The organism is Aeromonas sp. 96A (genome assembly GCF_051919165.1).
GTDB lineage: Bacteria > Pseudomonadota > Gammaproteobacteria > Enterobacterales > Aeromonadaceae > Aeromonas > Aeromonas veronii.
Genome location: NZ_JBQBFE010000001.1, coordinates 4,451,781 through 4,474,947, shown reverse-complemented (window position 1 = coordinate 4,474,947; position 23,167 = coordinate 4,451,781). Strand labels below are relative to the sequence as shown.

The 23,167-nt window shown below is 57.1% G+C and carries 20 protein-coding genes; 11 read left to right on the top strand and 9 right to left on the bottom strand.

What is annotated here, in order from left to right:
• Positions 1-20: 20 nt before the first annotated feature.
• The 4 genes from oppC to ACTG2W_RS20730 form a co-directional block, all read right to left on the bottom strand.
• Positions 21-932 (bottom strand): oligopeptide ABC transporter permease OppC, encoded by a 912-nt coding sequence (gene oppC, locus ACTG2W_RS20745; protein ID WP_440016519.1) that lies wholly within the window; start codon positions 930-932, stop codon positions 21-23.
• 14 nt (positions 933-946) lie between these two features.
• A complete protein-coding gene (gene oppB / locus ACTG2W_RS20740) occupies positions 947-1,867 on the bottom strand; it encodes an oligopeptide ABC transporter permease OppB (protein ID WP_005337672.1) in 921 nt (306 codons plus the stop codon).
• 98 nt (positions 1,868-1,965) lie between these two features.
• Entirely contained in the window at positions 1,966-3,585 is a 1,620-nt protein-coding gene (locus ACTG2W_RS20735) for an ABC transporter substrate-binding protein (RefSeq protein WP_106844014.1), read from the bottom strand.
• A 279-nt stretch (positions 3,586-3,864) separates the two neighbouring features.
• Positions 3,865-4,500, bottom strand: coding sequence for a YchE family NAAT transporter (locus ACTG2W_RS20730; RefSeq protein ID WP_005337678.1), 636 nt, complete (start codon positions 4,498-4,500; stop codon positions 3,865-3,867).
• 840 nt (positions 4,501-5,340) lie between these two features.
• Here ACTG2W_RS20730 and adhE point away from each other — a divergent pair.
• Positions 5,341-8,007, top strand: coding sequence for a bifunctional acetaldehyde-CoA/alcohol dehydrogenase (gene adhE / locus ACTG2W_RS20725; RefSeq protein ID WP_106844015.1), 2,667 nt, complete (start codon positions 5,341-5,343; stop codon positions 8,005-8,007).
• A 524-nt stretch (positions 8,008-8,531) separates the two neighbouring features.
• Here the strand turns inward: adhE and ACTG2W_RS20720 are convergent.
• The 3 genes from ACTG2W_RS20720 to ACTG2W_RS20710 all read right to left on the bottom strand — a co-directional run bounded on the left by ACTG2W_RS20720 (position 8,532) and on the right by ACTG2W_RS20710 (position 11,425).
• Positions 8,532-9,272 (bottom strand): YebC/PmpR family DNA-binding transcriptional regulator, encoded by a 741-nt coding sequence (locus tag ACTG2W_RS20720; RefSeq protein ID WP_106844016.1) that lies wholly within the window; start codon positions 9,270-9,272, stop codon positions 8,532-8,534.
• 102 nt (positions 9,273-9,374) lie between these two features.
• Positions 9,375-11,141: an aspartate--tRNA ligase gene (aspS, locus tag ACTG2W_RS20715; protein WP_005337684.1), complete on the bottom strand. Its 1,767-nt coding sequence runs from the start codon at positions 11,139-11,141 to the stop codon at positions 9,375-9,377.
• A 32-nt stretch (positions 11,142-11,173) separates the two neighbouring features.
• The gene (locus tag ACTG2W_RS20710) at positions 11,174-11,425 is read right to left on the bottom strand and encodes an FmdB family zinc ribbon protein (RefSeq protein WP_005337686.1); all 252 of its coding nucleotides are present in this window, start codon (positions 11,423-11,425) and stop codon (positions 11,174-11,176) included.
• 162 nt (positions 11,426-11,587) lie between these two features.
• Here ACTG2W_RS20710 and ACTG2W_RS20705 point away from each other — a divergent pair, with 162 nt between their 5' ends.
• From ACTG2W_RS20705 to ACTG2W_RS20675, 7 genes are all read left to right on the top strand, one after another.
• The gene (locus ACTG2W_RS20705) at positions 11,588-12,436 is read left to right on the top strand and encodes a DUF72 domain-containing protein (RefSeq protein WP_106844017.1); all 849 of its coding nucleotides are present in this window, start codon (positions 11,588-11,590) and stop codon (positions 12,434-12,436) included.
• A 275-nt stretch (positions 12,437-12,711) separates the two neighbouring features.
• Positions 12,712-13,458 (top strand): carboxy-S-adenosyl-L-methionine synthase CmoA, encoded by a 747-nt coding sequence (gene cmoA / locus ACTG2W_RS20700; RefSeq protein ID WP_005353159.1) that lies wholly within the window; start codon positions 12,712-12,714, stop codon positions 13,456-13,458.
• Positions 13,455-14,432, top strand: a complete 978-nt coding sequence (gene cmoB, locus ACTG2W_RS20695) for a tRNA 5-methoxyuridine(34)/uridine 5-oxyacetic acid(34) synthase CmoB (RefSeq protein ID WP_013723597.1) — start codon at positions 13,455-13,457, stop codon at positions 14,430-14,432. The genes cmoA and cmoB overlap by 4 nt, the downstream gene beginning before the upstream one ends.
• A 52-nt stretch (positions 14,433-14,484) precedes the next feature.
• The gene (locus ACTG2W_RS20690) at positions 14,485-15,273 is read left to right on the top strand and encodes an ATP-dependent zinc protease family protein (RefSeq protein ID WP_005337698.1); all 789 of its coding nucleotides are present in this window, start codon (positions 14,485-14,487) and stop codon (positions 15,271-15,273) included.
• A 3-nt stretch (positions 15,274-15,276) separates the two neighbouring features.
• Positions 15,277-16,815, top strand: a complete 1,539-nt coding sequence (locus ACTG2W_RS20685; RefSeq protein WP_005337699.1) for an inactive transglutaminase family protein — start codon at positions 15,277-15,279, stop codon at positions 16,813-16,815.
• 3 nt (positions 16,816-16,818) lie between these two features.
• The gene (locus ACTG2W_RS20680; RefSeq protein ID WP_005353164.1) at positions 16,819-17,784 is read left to right on the top strand and encodes an alpha-L-glutamate ligase-like protein; all 966 of its coding nucleotides are present in this window, start codon (positions 16,819-16,821) and stop codon (positions 17,782-17,784) included.
• 112 nt (positions 17,785-17,896) lie between these two features.
• On the top strand, positions 17,897-18,859 hold the full coding sequence (locus ACTG2W_RS20675; protein WP_106844639.1) for an IS1595 family transposase: 963 nt from the start codon (positions 17,897-17,899) through the stop codon (positions 18,857-18,859).
• A 261-nt stretch (positions 18,860-19,120) separates the two neighbouring features.
• Here ACTG2W_RS20675 and ACTG2W_RS20670 read toward each other — a convergent pair whose 3' ends face one another.
• Positions 19,121-19,723, bottom strand: coding sequence for a peroxiredoxin C (locus tag ACTG2W_RS20670; protein WP_005337701.1), 603 nt, complete (start codon positions 19,721-19,723; stop codon positions 19,121-19,123).
• 146 nt (positions 19,724-19,869) lie between these two features.
• Between ACTG2W_RS20670 and ACTG2W_RS20665 the strand changes: the two genes are divergently transcribed.
• The 3 genes from ACTG2W_RS20665 (at position 19,870) to ACTG2W_RS20655 (ending at position 21,906) form a co-directional block, all read left to right on the top strand.
• On the top strand, positions 19,870-20,778 hold the full coding sequence (locus tag ACTG2W_RS20665) for a hydrogen peroxide-inducible genes activator (protein ID WP_005337702.1): 909 nt from the start codon (positions 19,870-19,872) through the stop codon (positions 20,776-20,778).
• A gap of 191 nt (positions 20,779-20,969) precedes the next feature.
• Positions 20,970-21,419: a C40 family peptidase gene (locus ACTG2W_RS20660; RefSeq protein ID WP_005337703.1), complete on the top strand. Its 450-nt coding sequence runs from the start codon at positions 20,970-20,972 to the stop codon at positions 21,417-21,419.
• A gap of 310 nt (positions 21,420-21,729) precedes the next feature.
• The gene (locus ACTG2W_RS20655) at positions 21,730-21,906 is read left to right on the top strand and encodes a hypothetical protein (RefSeq protein ID WP_005337704.1); all 177 of its coding nucleotides are present in this window, start codon (positions 21,730-21,732) and stop codon (positions 21,904-21,906) included.
• Positions 21,907-22,070: 164 nt separating this feature from the next.
• Here ACTG2W_RS20655 and dsdC read toward each other — a convergent pair whose 3' ends face one another.
• The gene (gene dsdC / locus ACTG2W_RS20650) at positions 22,071-23,015 is read right to left on the bottom strand and encodes a DNA-binding transcriptional regulator DsdC (protein WP_106842591.1); all 945 of its coding nucleotides are present in this window, start codon (positions 23,013-23,015) and stop codon (positions 22,071-22,073) included.
• Between the last annotated feature and the right edge of the window lie 152 nt (positions 23,016-23,167).

Genomic DNA, 23,167 nt, shown 5'->3' with positions numbered 1-23,167 from the left:
CCTGTCGATCCGATGCTCGATTAACGATCTTTCGGATCGAGGGCGTCACGCAGACCATCCCCGAGGAAGTTGAAGCAAAACAGGGTCACCACCATAAAGCAGGCGGGGAACAACAGTTGCCAGATGGCCACTTCCATCGACTTGGAGCCTTCATCCAGCAGGGCACCCCAGCTGGTCATCGGTTCCTGAACACCAAGGCCCAGGAAACTCAGGAAGGATTCAAACATGATCATCCCCGGCACCAGCAAGGTGGCGTAGACGGCCACGATACCGAGTACGTTCGGCACGATATGGCGGGTAATGATCTTCCACTTGGAGACGCCACAGACGTGGGCTGCCTCGATAAACTCCTTGCTCTTGAGGCTCAAGGTCTGGCCGCGCACGATCCGTGCCATGTCGAGCCAGCTCACCGCCCCGATGGCGATAAAGATGAGCGCCAGATTGCGGCCAAAGAAGGTGACCAGCATGATGACAAAGAACATGAAGGGGAAGGCGTTGAGGATCTCCAGTACCCGCATCATCAGGCTGTCGACCCGCCCGCCGATAAAACCGGAGGCAGCGCCATACAAAGTACCGATGATGACCGCCACCATGGCGCCCATGATGCCGACCATCAGGGAGATGCGACCGCCCAGCAGGGTGCGCACGAACAGATCGCGCCCCAGACTGTCGGTACCGAAGTAGTGACCCGCTTCCATATCGGGCGGCGACTGCATGGCGCCCCAGTCGGGATCGTCAAAGGTGTATTGGGACAGATGAGGGCCAAAGATGACCGCCAGACCGATGATGGTCAGAATGATCAGGCTGGTCAGGGCCGCCTTGTTGCGCAGGAAACGGCGACGGGCATCCTTCCACAGGGAGCGCCCCTCCACCACTTCCACTTTTTGCGCGAACGTCTCGACGGCATCGCGTTTTTCAGTTGAAACAACCATGATGAACTCCCGAATTAGTAACGGATCTTGGGATCGATAAAGGCGTAGAGAATATCGACCACAGCGTTAAAGGTGATGGTGAGGGCGCCGACCAGAATGGTCAGACCGAGCACCATGGAGTAATCACGGTTAAGGGCACCGTTGACGAACAGCTGACCGATCCCCGGCAGGCCGAAGATGGTCTCGATCACCACGGAACCTGTGATGATGCCGACAAAGGCCGGGCCCAGATAGGAGACCACCGGCAGCATGGCCGGACGCAGCGCGTGTTTCAGGATGATGTGGCGCAGCGGCAAGCCCTTGGCACGGGCGGTACGGATGAAGTTGGAGTTCATGGTCTCGATCATGCTGCCCCGCATGATCCGCGAGATGGCAGAGATGTAGTACATCATCATGCCGAACACCGGCAGCACCATAAACTGGATGCCACCACCCTGCCAGCCACCGGCAGGGAACCAACCCAGATGAATACTGAAAAACAGCACCAACAAGGGTGCCAGCACAAAGCCCGGGATCACCACCCCGGCCATGGCCGATGACATCAGCAGATAGTCGATGATAGTGTTCTGTTTCAGTGCCGCTATGGTGCCGAAGGTGACCCCCAGCAGCACGGCGAAGAAGAAGGCCGTGGTCCCGATCTTGGCGGAAACAGGCAGCGCCTGGCTCACCAGATCATTGACGGTGAAATCCTTGTATTTAAAAGAGGGGCCCAAATCACCCTGCACCAGGTTGCCCAGGTAGGTGAGATATTGCATGCCAATGGGTTTGTCGAGCCCGTATTTGGCCTCGATGTTGGCGATGACTTCGGGGGGCAGTGAACGCTCGCTGGTAAAGGGGTTACCGGGGGCGAAACGCATCATGAAGAAAGAGACGGTGATCAAGACCAGCAGAGTCGGGATCGCTTCCAATAGCCGTTTAAAAATGAATTTCAACATAGACATTTCCTGTCCTGTACTGCTTCCAAATGGTCGCGGTTGTAATAAAGGCCCGCCGTCTGGCGGGCCCTGCTTGTTATGCGACTTGTTGCTTTAAATCAGTGAGCAATGATGTACATATCTTTGCTGTAGAGGTTATCCAGCGGGTTGGCCGGATAGCCGCCTACATAGGGTTTGACCATACGGGCAGTCACGTACTGGTAGATGGGGGCGATCGGCATGTCCTTGGCCAGGATCTCTTCAGCCTGGACGTAGAGCTTGTTACGGGCCGCCACATCAACCTGATCACGGGACGAATCCATCAGCTTGTCGAACTCCGGATTGGAGTACTTGCCGTCGTTGTTGCCGTGGGTGGTCTGCATCAGATCCAGCATGGAGGAGGCTTCGTTGTAGTCGGCGATCCAGCCGGCACGACCTACATCAAACTGACCCTGTTTCTTGGTTTCCAGGTAAGTTTTCCACTCCTGGTTGACCAGGCTCACCTGCACCCCCAGCTTCTTCCACATGGAGGCCACGGCCACAGCCACTTTCTTGTGGTTGTCATCGGTGTTGTAGAGCAGCTCGAACTTCAGCGGCTTGCTGGCATCGAAACCGGCCTCTTGCAGCAGCGCCTTGGCCTTGGCATCACGCTCGGCCTGGCTCATCTTCGACCACTCGGGCGCTACCGGCTTGAAGCCATCGACGAAGTCCGGCACCAGGGTGTAACCGGGCGTCTGACCCTGCCCCATCACCTTGTCGGCGATCACGTTGCGATCGATGGCATAGGAGAGCGCAGTACGGACACGCACATCGTCAAACGGCTTCTTCTTGACGTTGTACTGGTAGTAGTAAGTACCAACATAACCGGTCACTTTCAGCTCGTCCGGCTTCTCTTTCTTCATCTGCTTGAAGCGCTCGATGGGCATCTGATAGGTGATGTCCACTTCGCCCGCCAGATAGCGGCTCAGGTCGGCGTTGGTAGACTGGATGGGCAGATAGACCACCTTGTTGATGACGGTCTTGCCATCGTTCCAGTAGTGCTTGTTGCGCTCCACTTCGACGCGCTCGTTCACCACCCAGTTCTTCAGGGTATAGGCACCGTTGGATACCATATTTTCCGGCTGGGTCCACTTGTCACCGAACTTCTCGATCACCTTCTTCGGTACCGGATAGGTGGTGGTGTGGGAGAGCATGCTGACGAAGTAAGGGATCGCTTTCTCGAGCTGCACTTCGAAGGTGTAGTCGTCGGTCGCCTTCACGCCCAGCGTATCAGCCGGCTTTTTACCTGCGATGATCTCGGAGGCATTGGCAATGGTCGGGATCTCCAGATACCAGGAGTAAGGAGAGGCGGTTTTCGGATCAACGGCACGCTGGAAAGCAAAAACGAAATCGTGGGCAGTGACCGGGTCACCGTTGGACCACTTGGCATCTTTGCGCAGGTGGAAGACGTAGTGCTTGTTATCCTTGGTTTCCCAGGATTCAGCCACCGCCGGGAGAATTTCCCCTTTCGGGCCGGATGCAACGAGACCTTCGAACAGGTCGCGCAGGATATTGGATTCGACCGTTCCTTCGGTCTTGTGCGGGTCAAGGGTCGCAGGCTCGGAGCCGTTGCCTTTTACCAGTTGCTGGACTTCAGCCAACTTGGTTCCCGCCGGGACATCGGCAGCCTGAGCCACATTGATGCCACCAAACAGTGCAGCCACCAGCAATGTGTTAATCATTGTTTTTTTATGAGTCATTTCCCTACTCCAACAAGAACATTCCATGCGTTTTTTAAAGTGACGGGGTTAAAACCCGCTCCCAGCATAATTCCCTGCCAATTCCGATAATGCAACAGATATTGTCAGGGTAATCGTCATTTTTTGGTCAAAAAATCAGCTGGCATGCGCTTTTTCAGTATTAAAACACCAGCAAAGCGCTCATTTTTCACACAAACGACCGATTCTAGAAAAGACCGGGCAAAAAGCAACCAATAAAAAGCCGGTCACGAGGACCGGCTTTCATAAAGCGGAGCTGGCTCACATCAGGCTGGGGAAAACCCCCTTGATACCGGCCACCATGATCTCGATACCCAGCGACATCATGATAAGACCCATGATACGGGTCACCACGTTGATGCCGGTGTTGCCCATGATCTTGAACAGCAGCGGAGCGGCGCGGAAGATGAGCCAGGAGCAGAAGGAGAAGACAACGACAACCACTGACATGCCGAGCAGTTGCTGCCAGTGGCTCTGGCTGGCATAGACAATCACCGAGGAGATGGCACCGGGACCCGCCATCAGCGGCAACGCCAGCGGTACCACGGCGATAGACTCGCGCACCGCCAGTTCACCCTTCTCCTGTTTGTTGTGCTTCACCTCGCCCAGCTTGCCCTGCAGCATCGACCAGGCAATCAGGGTAATCAGCGACCCACCGGCGATCCGGAACGACGCCAGCGAGATACCGAAACCGTCGAGGATCAGCTGCCCCATATACATGGAGACCAGCAGGATCACCATCACCGCGATATTGGCGGTGGTATTGGTTTTCATCCGCTCGGCCTGGGTATGGTGGCTGGTCAGACTGACAAACACCGGCAACAAACCAAGCGGGTTGATAATTGCGAACAAACCGACAAAAAACTTCAGATACAACGAGACGTCAATTGCTGCCATAGGCGCCTTCCAATAGAGTTTCGGGCCCAGCGGGCCAGTCCATTAATTTCGTGCGTAAATTTACATCATAGCCAGAGCGGGCACCAATCAAATAATCTCACCATTTCGAGGGTTTTTTAGTTAGTTCATCTAATGCATCCGCGCTAACTGGCATAAACCGATGCCAAAAGCCCTTTCTACCGCCCGACACGCGTTAGAAAAGTGAGCGCAAGCCTGCTTAATCATGACCAGAGAGTCCGACGATGACTAACCGAATGACCAAGCGACTCGAGAGAATCCAGGCTTTGCCTTCCTACTATTTCAGGCCAGACATCACTTCACTGACTCGGTAATAGAGCCACAATGCAAAAACCGGGAAAGGGGGCAGAAATGGCCCCCTTGGGGAATAAAGCGGATTAGTCATGGATTAAAACAACAATCATTTTTGCAACAAACGCTGGAATAAAGTACGTTTGTCGGTGATTTTGAAACCAATTCACTCATATTTGCTAACCTATACCGCCAAAATAGCTCTGTAACACTATGGCTGAGTGCAATTAACCACTTGATAAATGTGGTTTATTACTCTGCATTAACAAGTCTCTCACCTTTCCCTTTGATGCACATTCCGATAACATCAGTCAAACAAGGATTGTGAAATAAAATTTCTTTTGTTCTTTTGTTACACATGATCCAGATCAAGTTTTTCTGAGTCAGCCCCGCTCTATAATCGACTCAGAAAGCGATTTAGTAAGGCATGTGAAAAAGCTGTTGCAACGATACCGTCTTGACAGGGCGACTATAATTGCCGGGCATTGCCAACGTCTTACTAAACAGTTTTCAAATAATCAGGAGATAAACATGGCAGTAACCAATTTGGCTGAACTGGATGCACTGGTCGCCCGCGTTAAGGAAGCCCAGCGTGAATTCGCCAGCTTCTCTCAAGAGCAGGTAGACAAGATCTTCCGTGCCGCCGCCCTGGCCGCCAACAACGCCCGTATCCCCCTGGCCCAGATGGCCGTGGAAGAATCCGGTATGGGTATCATCGAAGACAAGGTTATCAAGAACCACTTCGCCTCCGAATACATCTACAACAAGTACAAAGACGAGAAAACCTGCGGCATTCTGAGCGAAGATGATCAGATGGGTACCATTACCATCGCCGAGCCGGTAGGTATCATCTGTGGTATCGTTCCGACCACCAACCCGACCTCCACTGCGATCTTCAAATCCATGATCGCGCTCAAGACCCGCAACGCCATCATCTTCTCCCCGCACCCCCGTGCTAAGAACTCCACCAATACTGCTGCCAAGCTGGTACTGGATGCAGCTGTTGCCGCTGGTGCGCCGAAAGACATCATCGGCTGGATCGACCAACCGTCTGTTGAGCTCTCCAACGCCCTGATGAAGCACGACGACATCAACCTGATCCTGGCCACCGGTGGCCCGGGCATGGTGAAAGCAGCCTACTCCTCCGGTAAGCCTGCTATCGGTGTGGGTGCCGGTAACGTACCTATCGTTATCGACGAAACTGCCGACGTGAAGCGTGCGGTTGCCTCCATCCTGATGTCCAAGACTTTCGATAACGGCGTGGTCTGTGCTTCCGAGCAGGCGGTCATCGTTGTTGATGCCATCTACGACCAAGTTAAAGAGCGCTTTGCATCCCACAAGGGCCACGTGCTCTCCAAAGAAGATGCTGACAAGGTACGTAAAGTCATCCTGATCAACGGTGCCCTGAACGCCAACATCGTTGGCCAACCAGCCACCAAGATTGCCGAGATGGCAGGCGTGACTGTACCGGCTGATACCAAGATCCTGATCGGTGAAGGCGTCAAGCTGTGTGCAGAAGATGAGTTTGCTCACGAGAAATTGTCCCCGCTGCTCGGTATGTTCCGTGCTAGCAGCTTCGAAAACGCCGTTGATATGGCCTGTGACATGGTCAACATCGGTGGTATCGGCCACACCTCCGGTCTGTACACCGACCAGGACCGCAACGCTGACCGCATCAAGTACTTCGGCGACAAGATGAAGACCGCGCGTATCCTGATCAACACTCCGTCTACCCAAGGCGGTATCGGTGACCTGTACAACTTCGCAATGGCTCCGTCCCTGACCCTGGGTTGCGGCTCCTGGAGCGGTAACTCCATCTCCGAAAACGTGGGTCCGAAGCACCTGATCAACAAGAAGACAGTCGCAAAACGGGCAGAAAACATGCTGTGGCACAAACTTCCGAAATCCATCTACTTCCGTCGTGGTTCCCTGCCGATCGCTCTGAGCGACCTGGAAGGTAAAAAGCGTGCCATGGTCGTAACTGACCGCTTCCTGTTCAACAACGGCTACGCCGATGAACTGGTCAGCCTGCTGAAAGCACAGAATATGGAAGTGGAAGTGTTCTACGAAGTAGAAGCTGACCCGACCCTGGCTGTGGTTCGCAAGGGTGCCGAGATGGCCAACTCCTTCAAACCGGACGTTATCCTGGCGCTGGGCGGTGGTTCACCGATGGATGCGGCCAAGATCATGTGGGTGATGTACGAGCACCCGAACACTGCGTTCGAAGATCTGGCCATGCGCTTCATGGACATCCGCAAGCGTATCTACAAGTTCCCGAAAATGGGCGTGAAGGCCGAACTGGTCTGTATCACCACCACTTCCGGTACCGGCTCTGAAGTCACTCCGTTTGCGGTAGTAACCGATGAAGTGTCTGGTCAGAAGTATCCGCTGGCTGACTACGAGCTGACCCCAAACATGGCCATCGTTGATGCCAACCTGGTCATGGGTATGCCGAAGTCCCTGTGTGCCTTCGGTGGTATCGATGCCGTGACTCACGCCATGGAAGCCTATGTTTCCGTACTGGCTAACGAGTACTCCGACGGCCAGGCGCTGCAAGCCCTGAAAATGCTGAAAGAGTACCTGCCGTCCAGCTACCAGAACGGTGCCAACGACCCGATCGCTCGTGAGAAGGTGCACAATGCTGCCACCATCGCCGGTATCGCGTTCGCCAACGCCTTCCTGGGTGTGTGCCACTCCATGGCTCACAAACTGGGTGCCGAGTTCCACATTCCGCACGGTCTGGCTAACGCCCTGCTGATCAGCAACGTCATCCGCTACAACGCGAACGACAACCCGACCAAGCAGACTGCGTTCTCCCAGTACGACCGTCCGCAGGCTCGTCGTCGTTACGCCGAAGTCGCTGACCACCTGGGTCTGACTGCTGCCGGTGACCGCACCGCAGCCAAGATCGAGAAGCTGCTGACCTGGCTGGACGAGCTGAAGGCTACCTTGGGTATCCCGGCCTCTATCCGCGAAGCTGGCGTGACTGAAGCTGACTTCCTGGCCAAGGTTGACCAGCTGGCTATCGAAGCTTTCGATGACCAGTGCACCGGCGCCAACCCGCGTTACCCGCTGATCAGCGAGCTGAAGCAGGTTCTGCTGGACTCCTACTACGGTCGTCCGTTCACCGAAGCCGCTCCGGTAACTGCTGCCCCGGTTGAAGCCAAGGTTGAAGGCAAGAAGAAATCCAAGGCCTGATAACCAGTCCTGAGATAACAAGCCCGCGCACTGCGCGGGCTTTTTTATCTGCCACTTATCACAGAGCTCCTCTCTCCAGCCGATTGCGGTAGTGCAGCCCCTAACTTCCCAACCAACCAACTCGCCCCAGCCAATCCGCTATCAACATCCCAACCTGTGACTCTGTATTGATGGCCCCCTCTGATAACAAGAGCACGCTCCATCACCTCCTCTCCCCTACCCGCAAAGCAATTACCCTGACGGGCAGATGTGAGCAGCCAACGCCATCTCAAGAGCTAAAGGTGTGATAAACAGGATAAGCGGAGCCTCGCTAACGCAACGCAGCAGAACTGCGACTGGCGTACGTGCAGGGCCACCCGACTGGCATAGACAGAGCAATGATAATTCGCAGAGAAAGCGGGAAAGATTGTCAGTGAAGAGAGTTATTGCGCCGATTGCTCAACCGACACATCAGCAGTTGCCACGATGCAAAGATAAAAAAATGGCAGCCATCAGGCTGCCATCGGGAGAGCACGATTCAGCGATCAGAGGGTCGCAGCGACTTCATCGGAGATGGAGCCGTTGTGGTAAACCTCTTGCACGTCGTCCAGATCTTCCAGCATTTCGATCAGACGCATCAGCTTGGGTGCAGTTTCTGCATCCAGCTCAGCTTCGGTGGAGGGGATCATGGTCACTTCGGCGCTCTGGGCCTTGAAGCCGGCAGCTTCCAGACCGTCCAGCACGGTACCGAAGTCGTTCGGGGTGGTGTACACCTCGATGGTGCCATCCTCTTCGGTGATCACGTCATCGGCGCCCGCTTCCAGCGCGGCATCCATCAGGGCATCTTCGTCTACGCCCACGAAGGTCAGCAGACCTTTCTTGCTGAACAGATAGGCGACGGAGCCGTCGGTACCCAGGTTGCCACCGCACTTGCTGAAGGCGTGGCGCACTTCGGCTACGGTACGGTTACGGTTATCGGTCAGGCACTCTACCATCACGGCAGAGCCAGCCGGGCCGTAACCTTCGTATACGATGGTCTCGAGCTGTTCACCATCGCCACCACCAGCGCCACGCTGAATGGCACGGTTGATGGTGTCGCGGGTCATGTTGTTGGTCAGGGCGGCAGTCACCGCAGCACGCAGACGCGGGTTGTTGGCCGGATCGGCATCACCCAGACGCGCGGAGGTAGTGATTTCGCGGATCAGCTTGGTGAAGATCTTGCCACGCTTGGCGTCCTGAGCGGCCTTGCGGTGTTTGATGTTGGCCCATTTACTGTGACCTGCCATAGAGACTCTCCGTTATTTTTTAAATGTCAGTAACACTGATCATGACTAACCCAAGGGAAACACAGAGGCCGCACGGCGGCGGCCTCCGGTGCCGGTATCGGCTTACTCGTCGCCCTTGACGGTGGTTGCAATCGCCAGCTCACCCAGTTGGGCGGCATTGGCAAGGCTGGGGGCGTCTGTCATCAGACAGGCAGCCGCGGTCGTTTTCGGGAAGGCGATGACGTCCCGAATGTTTTCGGTGCCAGTCAGCAGCATGCTGAGACGGTCCAGACCGAAGGCCAGACCGGCGTGCGGCGGGGTACCGTACTTCAGGGCATCCAGCAGGAAGCCAAACTTCAGACGCTGCTCGGCCGGGGTGATACCCAGGATATCGAACACGGTGGATTGCATCTCACTGTTGTGGATACGGACAGAGCCGCCACCCACTTCGTAGCCGTTGATCACCATGTCGTAGGCATTGGCGTAAGCACCCACCGGATTGGCTTTCAGCTCGGCCGGGCTCATGTTGCTCGGCGCGGTGAACGGGTGGTGCATGGCGGCCAGACCACCTTCGCCATCTTCCTCGAACATCGGGAAGTCGATGACCCACAGCGGTTTCCAGCTGTTCTCCAGCAGGCCCAGATCGCGACCCACTTTCAGACGCAGGGCGCCCATGGCATCGCAAACCACTTTCTTGCTGTCAGCGCCAAAGAAGATGATGTCGCCGTCGGCAGCGCCGGTACGAGCCAGGATCTCGCGCACGATGGCGTCAGAGAGGAACTTGGCAACCGGAGACTGCACGCCTTCGATACCATTGGCCGCTTCGTTGACCTTCATCCAGGCCAGGCCCTTGGCACCGTAGATGCCGACAAACTTGGTGTATTCGTCGATCTGCTTGCGAGAGAGCTCGGCACCGCCCGGGACTTTCAGGGCAGCCACACGGCCTTTCGGATCGTTGGCGGGGCCCGCGAACACGGCGAACTCGACAGCAGTCAGCAGATCAGCCACATCAACCAGCTCCATTGGCAGACGCAGGTCCGGCTTGTCGGAGCCGTAGCGACGCATGGCTTCGTCGAAGGTCATGATCGGGAAGTCGCCCAGATCCACGTTCAGGATGTGCAGCCACAGTTTGCGGATCATCTCTTCCATCACTTCACGCACTTGCGGCGCGGTCATGAAGGAGGTCTCCACGTCGATCTGGGTGAATTCCGGCTGGCGGTCGGCACGCAGGTCTTCGTCACGGAAGCACTTGACGATCTGGTAGTAGCGATCGAAGCCGGACATCATCAGCAACTGCTTGAACAGCTGGGGTGATTGCGGCAGAGCGTAGAACTTGCCCTTGTGCACGCGGCTCGGCACCAGATAGTCACGGGCACCTTCCGGGGTGGCCTTGGTCAGCATCGGGGTCTCGATATCGAGGAAGCCGTGCTCGTCCATGAAGCGGCGTACGAAGGCGCTGGCCTTGGCACGGGTCTTCAGGTACTTGGCCATCTCGGGACGACGCAGATCCAGGTAACGATACTTGAGGCTGATCTCTTCGCTGTTGACCTGATTGAAGTCCAGCGGCAGCGGCTCGGCACGGTTGATGATGTTGAGTTCGTGGGCGAACACTTCGATGGCGCCAGTGGCCATGTCGCTGTTGCGCTGGGACTCGGGACGGGTGCGCACCACGCCGGTCACCTGGATGCAGAACTCGCCGCGCAGCTCGGAGGCCAGGGCGAACGCGTCCGGCTTGTCCGGATCGAAGAACACCTGAACGATCCCTTCCCGGTCGCGCATATCGATAAAGATCAGACCGCCGAGATCACGACGACGATGAACCCAACCGCACAATGTAATGGTCTGCCCAGCATGGGCCTCATTGACCTGTCCGCAATAGATAGAGCGCATGGACTTCTTCCTTCGAAATTGTAGAGAGACGGTTAACCTTGGGCCGCCGGGCACGACTGGCAAGCACCGTCTGTCTCACAGCTGGCCAGATTCTTTTTCTTACCCGGTTTGAAATCAGTCTCGTACCATCCGGTTCCCTTGAGCCGGAAGCCTGCCGCCGATATCAGCTTGACCAGATTCGGCTTGCTACAGGCCGGACAGTCGGTCAGGGGGGCATCGGAAAGCTTTTGCAGTTTTGCCAATTCATGGCCACAGACGTCGCAACGATATTCGTAGATAGGCATGGGTCACAAGAAATTGAAAAACAAAAGGGCTGGCATTATAGAGGAAAACCCCCTTTTGGGTAAAATGGCCAGCAGCCTCCTTTCGCCAGTTTTTTGCACTCGATGGCAAAAAGCGGGCAAAAAATCGGCACGAATGCACCAAGAGCGAAGAGAATAGCCATCATGAGCCTCTATTTGGGCCTGCCACAGTGGTCCCACCCCAGCTGGCCCGGCCAGTTGCTGGGCCTTGGCGCCAAGCCTGCCGAACACCTCGCCCACTACGCGGCCGTCTTCAACTCGGTGGAGGGTAACACCACCTTCTACGCCCTGCCGACACCGGACACGGTACAGCGCTGGGCCGATGCGGTGCCCGATCACTTTCGTTTCAACTTCAAATTTCCGCAAACCATCAGCCACCAGAGCGATCTGGTGAGCGCAGACAAACAAGTCGCCGACTTTATTCGCCTGCTTGCCCCGCTGCACGACAAGCTGGGGCTGCTCACCCTGCAGTTGCCCGCCCGTTTTGGGCCACAGGGGCTGGCCAGACTGGCGGCCTTTATCGAGCGGCTGCCACGGGCGTTTCGCTACGCCCTCGAAGTGCGCCACCCCGACTTCTTCGCCAAGGGGGAGGCCGAGCGTGCATTGAACCGGCTGCTCATGGAACAAGGCATCAACCGGGTGATGCTCGACAGCCGGCCACTCTTCTCGGTGCCAGCAACCACGCCAGCCCTTGTCGATGCCCAGGGCAAGAAACCGCGCCTACCGGTGCATCTGCTGGCCACCGCCAACGCCCCCATGGTGCGCTTTATCGGCCTTCCGGATCCGGCGGCCAATCACCCCTTCCTGCCCAGCTGGCTCCCCCACTGGCGCCAGTGGCTCGCGGAGGGGAAAGATCTCTACCTCTATATACATACTGCCGACAACGCCCAGGCACCTGAGCTGGCCCGTCAGATCACCCGCTTGCTGGAGCAGGAGATGGCCCCCTGGCCGGGGGAAAACGATCGCGCACGGCAGGGAGTGCTGCGCTTTTAGCCAACCCATTCTGCGGCCATCGTTTCGCTGCAAAAAAAGTGCTTTTTTGTGGCGTGGCAAGCCCTGACGTCAAGACAAACGGCCATCAATCCTCTACACTACCGCCCCAAGTAAGGGTCCGGAACATGGCCCGTACGAACAGGACAGGTCCAAAGGATTTCACGACCAGCCACCCCGTTCGTAAACAGGTGATAAATCTACTCTGATGGGTGTCACCCAACGACTCAATTGAACAATACAGCCGGGTGATGTCCCGACTGTCAGGTTGCGCCAGCATGCATACCAAAGATCAAATTTTTGCCGCCCCGATCGCCCGATTGGGAGACTTCTGTTTTGACGAACAGGTCGTCGACGTATTTCCCGATATGATCCAGCGCTCGGTGCCGGGTTACAGCAACATCATCTCCGCCATCGGCATGATGGCCGCCCGCTACGCCCAACCCGAGAGCCGACTCTATGATCTCGGCTGCTCACTGGGCGCCGCAACCCAGGCGATGCGTCGCCATGTCAGCCAGCCCGGCTGCCGCATCACCGCGGTGGACCTCTCCCACCCGATGATTGAGCGTGCCCGCGCCCACCTCTCCGGTTTCAAATCCGAGGTGCCGGTGGAGCTGGTGGAAGCAGATATCTGCGACATCGAGATCGAGAACGCCTCCGTGGTGGTGCTCAACTTCACTCTGCAATTTGTCGAGCCAGAAAAACGGGCCGCCCTGATCCAGCGCATTCACGATGGTCTGCGCCCGGGCGGGATCCTGATCCTGAGCGAAAAGTTCCGCTTCGAAGATGAACCAGTCAACGAGCTGCTCATCGATCTGCATCTCGACTTCAAGCGGGCCAATGGCTACAGCGAGCTGGAGATCAGCCAGAAACGCACTGCCCTTGAGAACGTGATGCGCACCGACAGCCTGCCGGTGCATCAGGCACGCCTGCGGGATGCCGGTTTCGTCCATCAGGATCTCTGGTTCCAGTGCTTCAACTTCGGCTCCATGATTGCCATCAAATCCAGCGACGCCCAGCCATGATCGACTTTGCCAATTTCTATCAACTGATTGCCAAAAACCGGCTGAGCCACTGGCTGCATACCCTGCCCGCCCAGCTGCACGCCTGGCAACATGACAACCAGCATGGCGACCTGCCGCGCTGGAACCGCGCCCTCAACAAGCTACCGGTGGTCTCCCCCGGCAACATCGAGCTGAAAAGCCGGGTCGAGATTGGCTCGGCCGAGAGCCTTGGCGAAGGTGAACGCAAGAAGGTCGAGAGCCTGCTGCGCCACTTCATGCCCTGGCGCAAGGGGCCGTTCACCGTGCACGGCATCCACATCGACACCGAGTGGCGCTCTGACTGGAAGTGGGATCGGGTGCTGCCCCATATCAGCCCGCTCGAAGGGCGTTACGTGCTGGATGTGGGTTGCGGCAGCGGCTACCACCTCTGGCGCATGGTGGGTGAAGGGGCCAAGCTGGCGGTCGGCATCGACCCTAGCCCGCTGTTCCTCTGCCAGTTCGAGGCCATTCGCCACTTCGCGGGCAATGATCAGCGCGCCCACCTGCTGCCGCTCGGTATTCAGGAGCTGCCGGAGCTGCGTGCCTTTGACACCGTCTTCTCCATGGGGGTGCTCTATCACCGCAAATCCCCCATCGAGCACATCGAGCAGCTGCGCAATCAATTGAAAGATGATGGCGAGCTGGTGCTGGAGACCCTGGTGATTGATGGCGGTGTCAACGACGTGCTGATGCCCACCGACCGTTACGGCAAGATGCGCAACGTCTGGTTTATTCCCTCAAGCCGCGCCCTCAAGCTGTGGGTCGAGCGCTGCGGCTTCACCGACGTGCGGATAGTAGACGAGAATATGACCAGCACCGACGAACAGCGTCGTACCGACTGGATGATTAATGAATCCCTGAGTGACTATCTGGATCCAGACAATCCGGCACTCACGGTAGAAGGACACCCGGCGCCGAAACGTGCCGTACTGATTGCCCGCAAGGCCAAAGACTAGCCGATGGCGATTCAGGAAGTTACACTGACCCAATTCCAGGAAGCACAGTTAAATGAATGACATGAAAAGCAAATTAAAAGGAATGACCCTGCTCTCCCTGCTTAGTCTCGGCGGGTGTGTCAATATGGAAAAAGCGCCTCAGGTCCCTGCTCTGACGCTGGCCGAGCTTCGTAGCGAGCTGAGCCAGAGCGAGCAACGCCTGCAAACATCCATGGAACAGCAACAGAAGCAGTATGTGCAGCAACAGCACCTGCTGGTTCAGCTCAACACAGATGTCACCAATATGAAAGAGTCCGTCAAGCAAGTAGACCACAAGCTCGCCACCCTCCCCTCCGAGCCGCCCAAGCCGATGGCCATCCCCACCGAGAAGTGCCCGGCCCCCAATCAGGGTCACACCATCGATGGCAAACTGATGGTCGGTGAAGCCGAGTGGATCTGGGTTGATGCAGCCAACGACGCCTTCCAGGCGCGGGTCGATACCGGTGCGACCACCTCCTCCATCAGTGCGCAGGAGATCACCATTTTCGAGCGCAACGGCAAAAACTGGGTGCGCTTCTTCCTGAGCCATCAGGAAGTGGACGACAAGATCCAGATCGAAGCGCCGCTGGTGCGCCATGTGCGGGTGCGTCAGGCCTCTGCCGACGATCTGGACCGCCGTCCGGTAGTGCGTCTGGCCGTGCGCATTGGCGACATGACCGAGAAAGCCGAATTTACCCTGAAAGACCGTAGCGACATGACCTTCCCTGTGCTGCTGGGTCGCGAATTTTTGAAAGACATCGCCGTGGTTGATGTGGCCCGCGAATATATCCAACCCAAACCCAAGCTCAAGGATGTGAAATAATTCATGGTTTCCCGTAAGCCGTTCTATTTGCTGGTAGCCCTGCTGTACATTGTCGGCCTGGGGATGACGATCTATCACCATATCGCGTTGGATGTGCCGCTGACGCCCGGTGAAAAGCGCCAGATCTGGTCCATCGAAGCCAAGCTGGAGTTTGAGGCGACCGGTGAGCCGGTGATCGCCTCCCTGGCCATTCCGGGCACCCAGCCCGGTTTCACCCTGATGAACGAGAACGCCGCCAGCCCCGGCTACGGCCTCTCCTTCGTCGAGAAAGATGGTGATGCCCGCGCCGAGTGGTCGATCCGCACCGCCTCTGGCCGTCAGGAGCTCTACTACCGCGTCGACATGATGGCGGATGCCCATGCCAAACCGGCCGCCAATCCGCAGCCGCCTGCCATCGAGAAGCAGATCGAGAGTGAGCCTTACGCCACCGCGATGAAGCAGATCCTCGAGCGGGCACAGGAGCGCTCTGCCGACGGCTACACCCTGACTCGCGAGATCATCAAGGAGATCGAGAAGCAGGAGCAGAACGCCGAGCTGCTGAAAAAGCACAAGAGCCGCGCCAACCTGATCGCCGAACTGCTCAACAATGCTGACGTCCCCACCCGCGTGGTGCATGCCCTGAATCTGGAAGATGGCCGCCGTCGTCAGGAGCTGGTGGATTACCTGCAGGTATTCAACAGCCCGACCGACTACAAGCTGTTCAACCCGCAAACCGGTGAACAGGGTCGTCCGGCCAACCTGCTGCTGTGGGAATATAACTCCGGCGCCCTGCTGGACGTGACCGGTGGTCACAACTCCCGTGTCAGCTTCTCGATGATCGAGCAGGAGCAGCCGGTCAGCGTAGCACTGGCGCAGAAGTTCGAAAAATCGGAGATGATGAACTTCTCCATCCACAGCCTGCCGCTGGAAGAGCAGACCCTGTTCAAGGGCTTGCTGCTGATCCCGATCGGCGTGCTGATGGTGGTGTTCCTGCGGGTTCTGGTGGGGATCAAGACCTCAGGTACCTTTATGCCTGTGCTGATCGCGGTCGCCTTTATCCAGACCTCACTGGTCACCGGCCTCATCGGCTTCCTGCTGATCGTCGGCACCGGTCTCATCATCCGCTCCTATCTGTCGCGGCTTAACCTGCTGCTGGTCGCCCGAATATCGGCCATCATCATCATGGTTATCTCGATGATCGGTATCTTCTCCGCGTTCGCCTTCAAGCTGGGGCTGACCGACGGCATGAAGATCACCTTCTTCCCGATGATCATCCTCTCCTGGACCATCGAACGGATGTCCATCCTGTGGGAAGAAGAGGGCCCGAAAGAGGTGTTCCGCCAGGGTGGTGGCTCTCTGCTGGTTGCCGTCATCGCCTATCTGGCCATGGATAACGAGCTTATTCGTCACCTCACCTTCAACTTCCTCGGCCTGCAGCTGGTGCTGATGGCGACCGTGCTGTTGATGGGTAACTACACCGGCTACAAGCTGAGCGAACTGAAGCGCTTCAAGCCGCTGGTGGACGAGATGAAATCTGGCGTCACCCCGGGTAAGGACAAGTAACCGATGTGGTTCTGGGAAAAATACACCACCCCGTGGAGCCTGTCCCAATCAGGCATCCTCGGCATGAACAAGCGCAACCACTCCTACATCAGCCGCTACAATCCGCGCAGCCTCTATCCGCTGGTGGATGACAAGCTGCAGACCAAGCAAATTGCGCTGGATGCAGGGGTCACCGTGCCTGAGCTGATCGGTACCATCCGTGCCCAGCACGATGTGGGTCGCATCACCGAGCTGGTAAAAGATTGGCCGGGCTTCTGCATCAAGCCGGCCCGTGGCTCGGGCGGCAAGGGGATCCTGGTGATCCTGCGTCAGGAAGATGGCCTCTTCTACAAGCCCAACGGCAGCGCTTCTACCGGTCAGGATCTGGAGCGCCATGTCTCCAACATTCTGGCGGGGCTCTATTCGCTTGGCGGCAAGCCCGACGTGGCACTGGTGGAAGGCCTGATCAACTTTGATGATGTGTTCGACGGCTACTCTTTTGAAGGGGTACCCGATGCCCGGGTCATCATCTTCAAGGGGTTCCCGGTGATGGCGATGATGCGCCTCTCCACCGCCGCCTCCGACGGCAAGGCGAATCTGCACCAGGGCGCCGTGGGGGTGGGTCTGTGCCTGCGTACCGGTCGTGCCCTGCGGGCAGTGCAGTTTGGCAATCCGCTGCGCCACCATCCGGATACCGGCCTAGACCTCTATGAGCTCAAGGTCCCACACTGGGATACCCTGCTCACCCTGGCCGCCTCCTGCTACGAGATGTCGGGTCTGGGTTATATCGGTACCGATATGGTGCTGGACAAGTTCCGCGGCCCCATGCTGCTGGAACTCAACGCCCGTCCCGGTCTTGCCATCCAGATCGCCAACGGTCGCGGCCTGGTGCCCAATCTCAAGACCATCGAGAAGCTGGGTCAGGTGAAGATGAACGTGGAGCAGCGGGTCAATTTCGCCAAGGATCACTTCGGGATCTTTGAGGAGTAACACCTCCGCTTGTGAACTGAGCGCGCCTATGGCGCGCTTTTTTTAGGCTCTGTCCCAATTACGTGTTGAAAGGCTAATCTTGAAGTAGGCCATCACCTTGAGGTCTACCATCATGGATACTCCAGCCTTTCAACACCTGTTGTCCCTTTTTCCCCAGTTAACCCTGCGCCAGCGCCGTGTTGCTCAGCAGGAGCTTACTGCACCCCACACCATTACCTCGCTCAATACTCAGTTACCGGCATGCAGTGGCTGCCCCCATTGTCAGGCCGATGTTACCCAGCTGGCGCCTTGGGGATGGAGTCGGGGACTGCGCCGCTACCGTTGCAAACTGTGTCTGCGCACCAGCACCGTTCTGACCAAGACGCCCTTGGCCAGATTGCGTAAAGCACAGTGCTGGGAAGACTACGCGCAAGCTCTCATCGAAGGACTGACTGTCCGCCAGGCCGCGCGGCGCTGTGGGGTCAGCAAAAACACCGCGTTCCTCTGGCGTCACCGATTCTTGCGCGCGATGGCAACCCATCAGGCCACCCGGGAAGAGGGCATTGTTGAGGTGGATGAGACCTTCTTCCTTGAATCGTTCAAGGGGCAGCGGGGACTGCCGCGTTCACCACGTCATCGCGGTGGTAAAGGTCGAACTCGTGGAACCGGGCCAGATTACATCCCGGTGATGGTGGTACAAGACCGTGCAGGCCACCATGCGGATTTCCAGTTGGAGAAAATAGATGCCGAGACGGTCATCGCGGTGTTGAAGCCGTTGGTGTCACCGGATGCGGTGCTGTGTAGCGATGGGGCGGGTGTGTATGCCTGTTTCAGCAATGAACAGGGTATAACCCATCAGGTGGTGCGCAATCGTCAAGGCGAACGGGTAGTCGGTGCGTATCACATCCAGCATGTGAACGGATATCACCATCGGTTGAAAGAGTGGATGGAGCGGTTCCATGGCGTGGCGACGCACTACCTGAAGAACTACTTGGGTTGGCGCCGGATGCTGGAGCGTTACGGAAAAGGCGTAAATATCAAAACATGTTTGCATGAGGCGCTGGGGCGCCCCATGCAACACGTAATTGGGACATAGCCTTTTTTTATGGCTATTGTCTGTCGGCATATCCCCCACCCAGCCATACGGATCAGCACCTCATTTCGAAACGACGAGTACGCCAGCGAACGGCAGCTTGGAATAACGAAGGAGCGAAGGAGCGAAGGAGCGAAGGAGCGAAGGAGCGAAGGAGCGAAGGAGCGAGAAGAGTGTGACCGGCGATGTCAGGGGGATAGATGACTCACAGGTATAAAAAAACCGGCGCCAAGACGCCGGTTCTTCAAGGAGAGTACGACCCGATTACAGGGAGTCAGCATTCTCGGACAGGTACTTGGCAACGCCGTCCGGAGAGGCTTGCATACCTTTTTTGCCTTTTTCCCACTGCGCCGGGCACACTTCGCCGTGCTCTTCGTGGAATTGCAGGGCATCGACCATGCGCAGCATCTCGTCGATGTTGCGGCCCAGCGGCAGATCGTTGACAACCTGGTGACGAACGACACCGTTCTTGTCAATCAGGAAGGAGCCACGGAACGCCACGCCGGCTTCCGGATGCTCAACGTCATAGGCTTTGCAGATTTCGTGTTTCACGTCGGCGATCAGCGGGTACTTGACCTGACCGATACCGCCATCTTCCACTTTGGTGTTACGCCATGCATTGTGGGAGAACTGGGAATCGATGGAAACACCGATCACTTCCACGCCACGCTTCTGGAACTCTTCATAACGGTGATCGAAGGCAATCAGCTCGGACGGGCAGACGAAGGTGAAATCGAGCGGATAAAAGAAGACAACGGCAGCTTTGCCTTTGATGTGGGATGACAGGTTGAATGAATCAACGATCTCGCCATTACCCAGAACAGCTGCGGCGGTAAAATCGGGTGCGGGACGGCCTACCAATACCATATTCAATTCCTCTTTATGTGAAGTGAACAATCCGGTGAGGATTGGGCTACCTAGAGCCAAGTCCATCTAATTCAAGCGACAAACTATAGACCCGGTGGTAGATTAGTTAAATCAAATTAAATAGATAGCATTAATCGGGTTTTTCTATGCAACGTTGGCCCAGCCTCAAACAGCTGCAATATCTGGTCGCTCTCGATGAGCACAAGAACTTCAACCGCGCCGCTAAGGCCTGTCATGTCAGCCAGTCGACCCTGAGTACCGGGATCCAGACGCTGGAGGACATGATGAACCTGCAACTGGTGGAGCGGGACCACAAGAGCTTCATTATGACCCCGGTCGGCATGGAAATCGTCGAGCGCGCTCGCAATTTGCTCTCCGATGCACGGGATCTCATGGAGCTCGGGCAACATCAGGGCGGCGTGATGCAGGGGACGGTACGTCTTGGCTGCATTCCCACCATCGCCCCCTTCTTGCTGAGCAAGCTGCTGAAAGAGTGCAGCAAAACCTATCCTGACCTCGAATTGTTGCTGCGTGAAGACACCACCAGCAATCTGCTCAAGCAGCTGGAACAGGGTCAGCTCGACTTGCTGATCCTCGCCCTGCCCATCGAGATCGGTGGATTTCACTGCAAGACCGTCGGCCAGGATCCGTTCCACATGGTGATGCCCGCCAGCATGGCGGCCGGTCTGCATACCCCGTTCGACTACAAGGAGCTGCCCAACCAGAGCATCTTCCTGCTGGAGCGGGAGCACTGCCTCACCGAGCACGCAGTGAGCGCCTGCCGCCTGCGGGACAAGAGCAAGATCAACCCGTTTGCCGCCACCAGCCTGCACACCCTGGTGCAGATGGTGGAAGCGGGTCTTGGCACCACCTTCCTGCCACAGATGGCCATCGATGCCGGCATTCTTGCCAACTCCGATCTGGTGGCCATCCCGCTGCCGGGAGAGACCTCCTATCGCGAGATCGGTCTGGTCTGGCGCCCCAGCACCACCCGGGTGCAGACCTTCTACAAACTGGCCGAGCTGCTTAAACCGCTGATCAGCCACAACGAGTGACAACAAACGCCAGCCCTCGGGCTGGCGTTTTTCAGTTCCCCACCACATTTTTCCTCTCAGAGACTAGGTCTGGAGCCAGATCCCTGTTTATGATGGAAAAGTTGTCGCGCCCCCTACCGCCAGAACGATTTGGCAGGATATGGCGCTCGATAAATGTCTCGTTTGGTAGACCCGTCCGTGGAGAGAGCCCGATGTATCGCAAGCTGCTGCTATCCCTGCTGACTCTGCTGCTGGCCGCCTGTTCCAGCACGCCGGAGCCGCCTCCGGCCCCCCGGCAAAGCAGTGCCTTTGATGGCTTCTACCAACAATGGCGCGGTGTTCCCTACCGCATGGGCGGCGCCAGCCGCGCCGGGCTAGACTGCTCCGCCTTCACCCAGCTCGCCTACAGTCAGGTGCTGGGCTTCAACCTGCCAAGAACCACCGAATCTCAGGCCAGCATTGGCAAACCGGTGGATCGCTACCGGCTGCAACACGGGGATCTGGTCTTCTTCAAAACCGGCTGGCAACAGTACCATGTGGGGGTCTACACAGGTGCCGGCGAGTTTATTCACGCCTCCACCAGCAAGGGAGTGATCCGCTCCCGCCTCGACAACGTCTACTGGAACAGTCGCTACTGGCAGGCACGTCGGGTGACCCAGTAATCGCTCAAACGCCTGCTTGCGGCACAAGTTGCGTGCCGATACTCTCCGTCAATCCCTGTCGCGATGTCGGGACACACAACCCGCGCTTATAACTCAATTGGCCCCAAAGCCTGCATATCACACCATTTTGTGATAAGGTGGTGGCCAATTTTTAACACTTTCGCCTTTTTCTCATACGCTCTCTGTCCTAATTGACAACAAGCGAGGCGATAACAAGCAACGCGCGGCGAAAGTGGAGTGTGGCGCGACACTGCCGACGGGTGTCCCACAGCTGCAGTATCAAGGGTTAAATAGATAAGGAGATCGTGCAATGAAACAGTATCAAAGCTGGCTGGGGCAATACCTGATGAGTCGCCGTGACGGTGACCACGCCATGGCATGCGAGATGGCGAGTTCCATCTGCGAGTTCTGGCAGCAGCAGGGTGATGAAAACGAACTGGACAAGTGGCAGCAGATTTATCAGAACCATCTGGAAAAGACCACCTGATCCCGACCGTTGCCTTGCTGCCAGCCACGGTTGGCAGCAAGGCCACTCGCGACCAACCACCATCAGCCAACCCCTCTCCCCCAATTTTCCCGCTACGTTAAACCGCTACCTTCGTTCACTCGCGCTTTACCATCTTCATTTTGCTCTTGCGCACCGGCCTCTGTTCATTCCATCTCGGCAGCCATTTCCTGCGCCCAGTCGATAAAGGCCTGGATCTTGGGACACGCCCGATTGGGCAGGGTCGCCATGTAATAACGCTGCTCGCACTTGACCTCGAGCCCGGCAAAAGGGGCCACCAGCTCGTTGCGTGCCAGTCGCTTGCTCACCAGATTCTTGCGCCCCATGGCGATCCCGACGTGATTCATGGCGGCGGTGATGGCGAGATCCGAGCGATCAAAACCCATGCTCAGCTGGCATGCCTCGAGGCTGACCCCGGCGTGGCGAGCCCAGCAGCTCCATTCATCGGTATCCGAGTCAAATCCCCATGCCTGCCGATCATGAAGCAGACGGCACAAAGACAAGTTGGCGGGATTACCGACAAGCCCGTGCTGCTCGGCATATTCCGGGCTGCAGACCGGCAGCATGAACTCATCCATCAGCGGGTGGATGGCAAGCCGCTCCGGGCTCTTCTCATCGAAATAGAGGGTCAAATCGATGCCATAACCATGCAGGTTGATGTTCTCGTTGCCGGTGATGATATTGAGCTCGATCTGCGGATGCTGGCGGGAGAAATCCGCCAACCTGGGCACCAGCCAGCACTGGGCGATGGAGGGACGCGAATAGATGGTCAGGGTACCGGATAGTTCCTGATTCTTGATCTCCAGGATCTCCTGATTGATGAACTCCAGCGAAGATTTGAGCGCCCAGAACACCCGCTGCCCATCCGCCGTCAGTACCACCTTGCGGTGAAAACGCTCAAAGAGCTTGAACCCCAGCTCCTCTTCCAGCGCGCTGATCCGGTGACTCACGGCACTGGGGCTCAGCGACAGCTCATCAGCTGCCATGGCAAAGGATCCGTGGCGGGCGGCCGCCTCGAAGGTGTGCAGCTTGGCCAGCTGGTAGCCACTCAGCAGCTTGTTGCGCGATATGTAATTATCCCCGTTATACATTCATCCCCCTCTTCGCAATGGCCACCGATGATACACCCACAGGCCACCTTCAGGATGAAGTCAAAAGACCCAAAGAGTGTGATTTAGATAAATTGTGACCAATGTAGCGCCTTTGCATCACCTCAGCTCACCCAAGTGATCGATTTCATCAT

Bases quoted from the DNA above. Each gene is read 5' to 3' on its own strand.
- ACTG2W_RS20675 (WP_106844639.1), top strand. From the start codon at position 17,897: ATGGATACTCCAGCCTTTCAACACCTGTTGTCCCTTTTTCCCCAGTTA.
- ACTG2W_RS20680 (WP_005353164.1), top strand. From the start codon at position 16,819: ATGTGGTTCTGGGAAAAATACACCACCCCGTGGAGCCTGTCCCAATCA.
- ACTG2W_RS20655 (WP_005337704.1), top strand. From the start codon at position 21,730: ATGAAACAGTATCAAAGCTGGCTGGGGCAATACCTGATGAGTCGCCGT.
- ACTG2W_RS20660 (WP_005337703.1), top strand. From the start codon at position 20,970: ATGTATCGCAAGCTGCTGCTATCCCTGCTGACTCTGCTGCTGGCCGCC.
- ACTG2W_RS20705 (WP_106844017.1), top strand. From the start codon at position 11,588: ATGAGCCTCTATTTGGGCCTGCCACAGTGGTCCCACCCCAGCTGGCCC.
- ACTG2W_RS20685 (WP_005337699.1), top strand. From the start codon at position 15,277: ATGGTTTCCCGTAAGCCGTTCTATTTGCTGGTAGCCCTGCTGTACATT.
- cmoA (WP_005353159.1), top strand. From the start codon at position 12,712: ATGCATACCAAAGATCAAATTTTTGCCGCCCCGATCGCCCGATTGGGA.
- dsdC (WP_106842591.1), bottom strand. From the start codon at position 23,015: ATGTATAACGGGGATAATTACATATCGCGCAACAAGCTGCTGAGTGGC.
- cmoB (WP_013723597.1), top strand. From the start codon at position 13,455: ATGATCGACTTTGCCAATTTCTATCAACTGATTGCCAAAAACCGGCTG.
- adhE (WP_106844015.1), top strand. From the start codon at position 5,341: ATGGCAGTAACCAATTTGGCTGAACTGGATGCACTGGTCGCCCGCGTT.
- ACTG2W_RS20690 (WP_005337698.1), top strand. From the start codon at position 14,485: ATGAATGACATGAAAAGCAAATTAAAAGGAATGACCCTGCTCTCCCTG.
- ACTG2W_RS20665 (WP_005337702.1), top strand. From the start codon at position 19,870: ATGCAACGTTGGCCCAGCCTCAAACAGCTGCAATATCTGGTCGCTCTC.
- ACTG2W_RS20735 (WP_106844014.1), bottom strand. From the start codon at position 3,585: ATGACTCATAAAAAAACAATGATTAACACATTGCTGGTGGCTGCACTG.
- ACTG2W_RS20720 (WP_106844016.1), bottom strand. From the start codon at position 9,272: ATGGCAGGTCACAGTAAATGGGCCAACATCAAACACCGCAAGGCCGCT.
- aspS (WP_005337684.1), bottom strand. From the start codon at position 11,141: ATGCGCTCTATCTATTGCGGACAGGTCAATGAGGCCCATGCTGGGCAG.
- ACTG2W_RS20710 (WP_005337686.1), bottom strand. From the start codon at position 11,425: ATGCCTATCTACGAATATCGTTGCGACGTCTGTGGCCATGAATTGGCA.
- oppB (WP_005337672.1), bottom strand. From the start codon at position 1,867: ATGTTGAAATTCATTTTTAAACGGCTATTGGAAGCGATCCCGACTCTG.
- ACTG2W_RS20730 (WP_005337678.1), bottom strand. From the start codon at position 4,500: ATGGCAGCAATTGACGTCTCGTTGTATCTGAAGTTTTTTGTCGGTTTG.
- ACTG2W_RS20670 (WP_005337701.1), bottom strand. From the start codon at position 19,723: ATGGTATTGGTAGGCCGTCCCGCACCCGATTTTACCGCCGCAGCTGTT.
- oppC (WP_440016519.1), bottom strand. From the start codon at position 932: ATGGTTGTTTCAACTGAAAAACGCGATGCCGTCGAGACGTTCGCGCAA.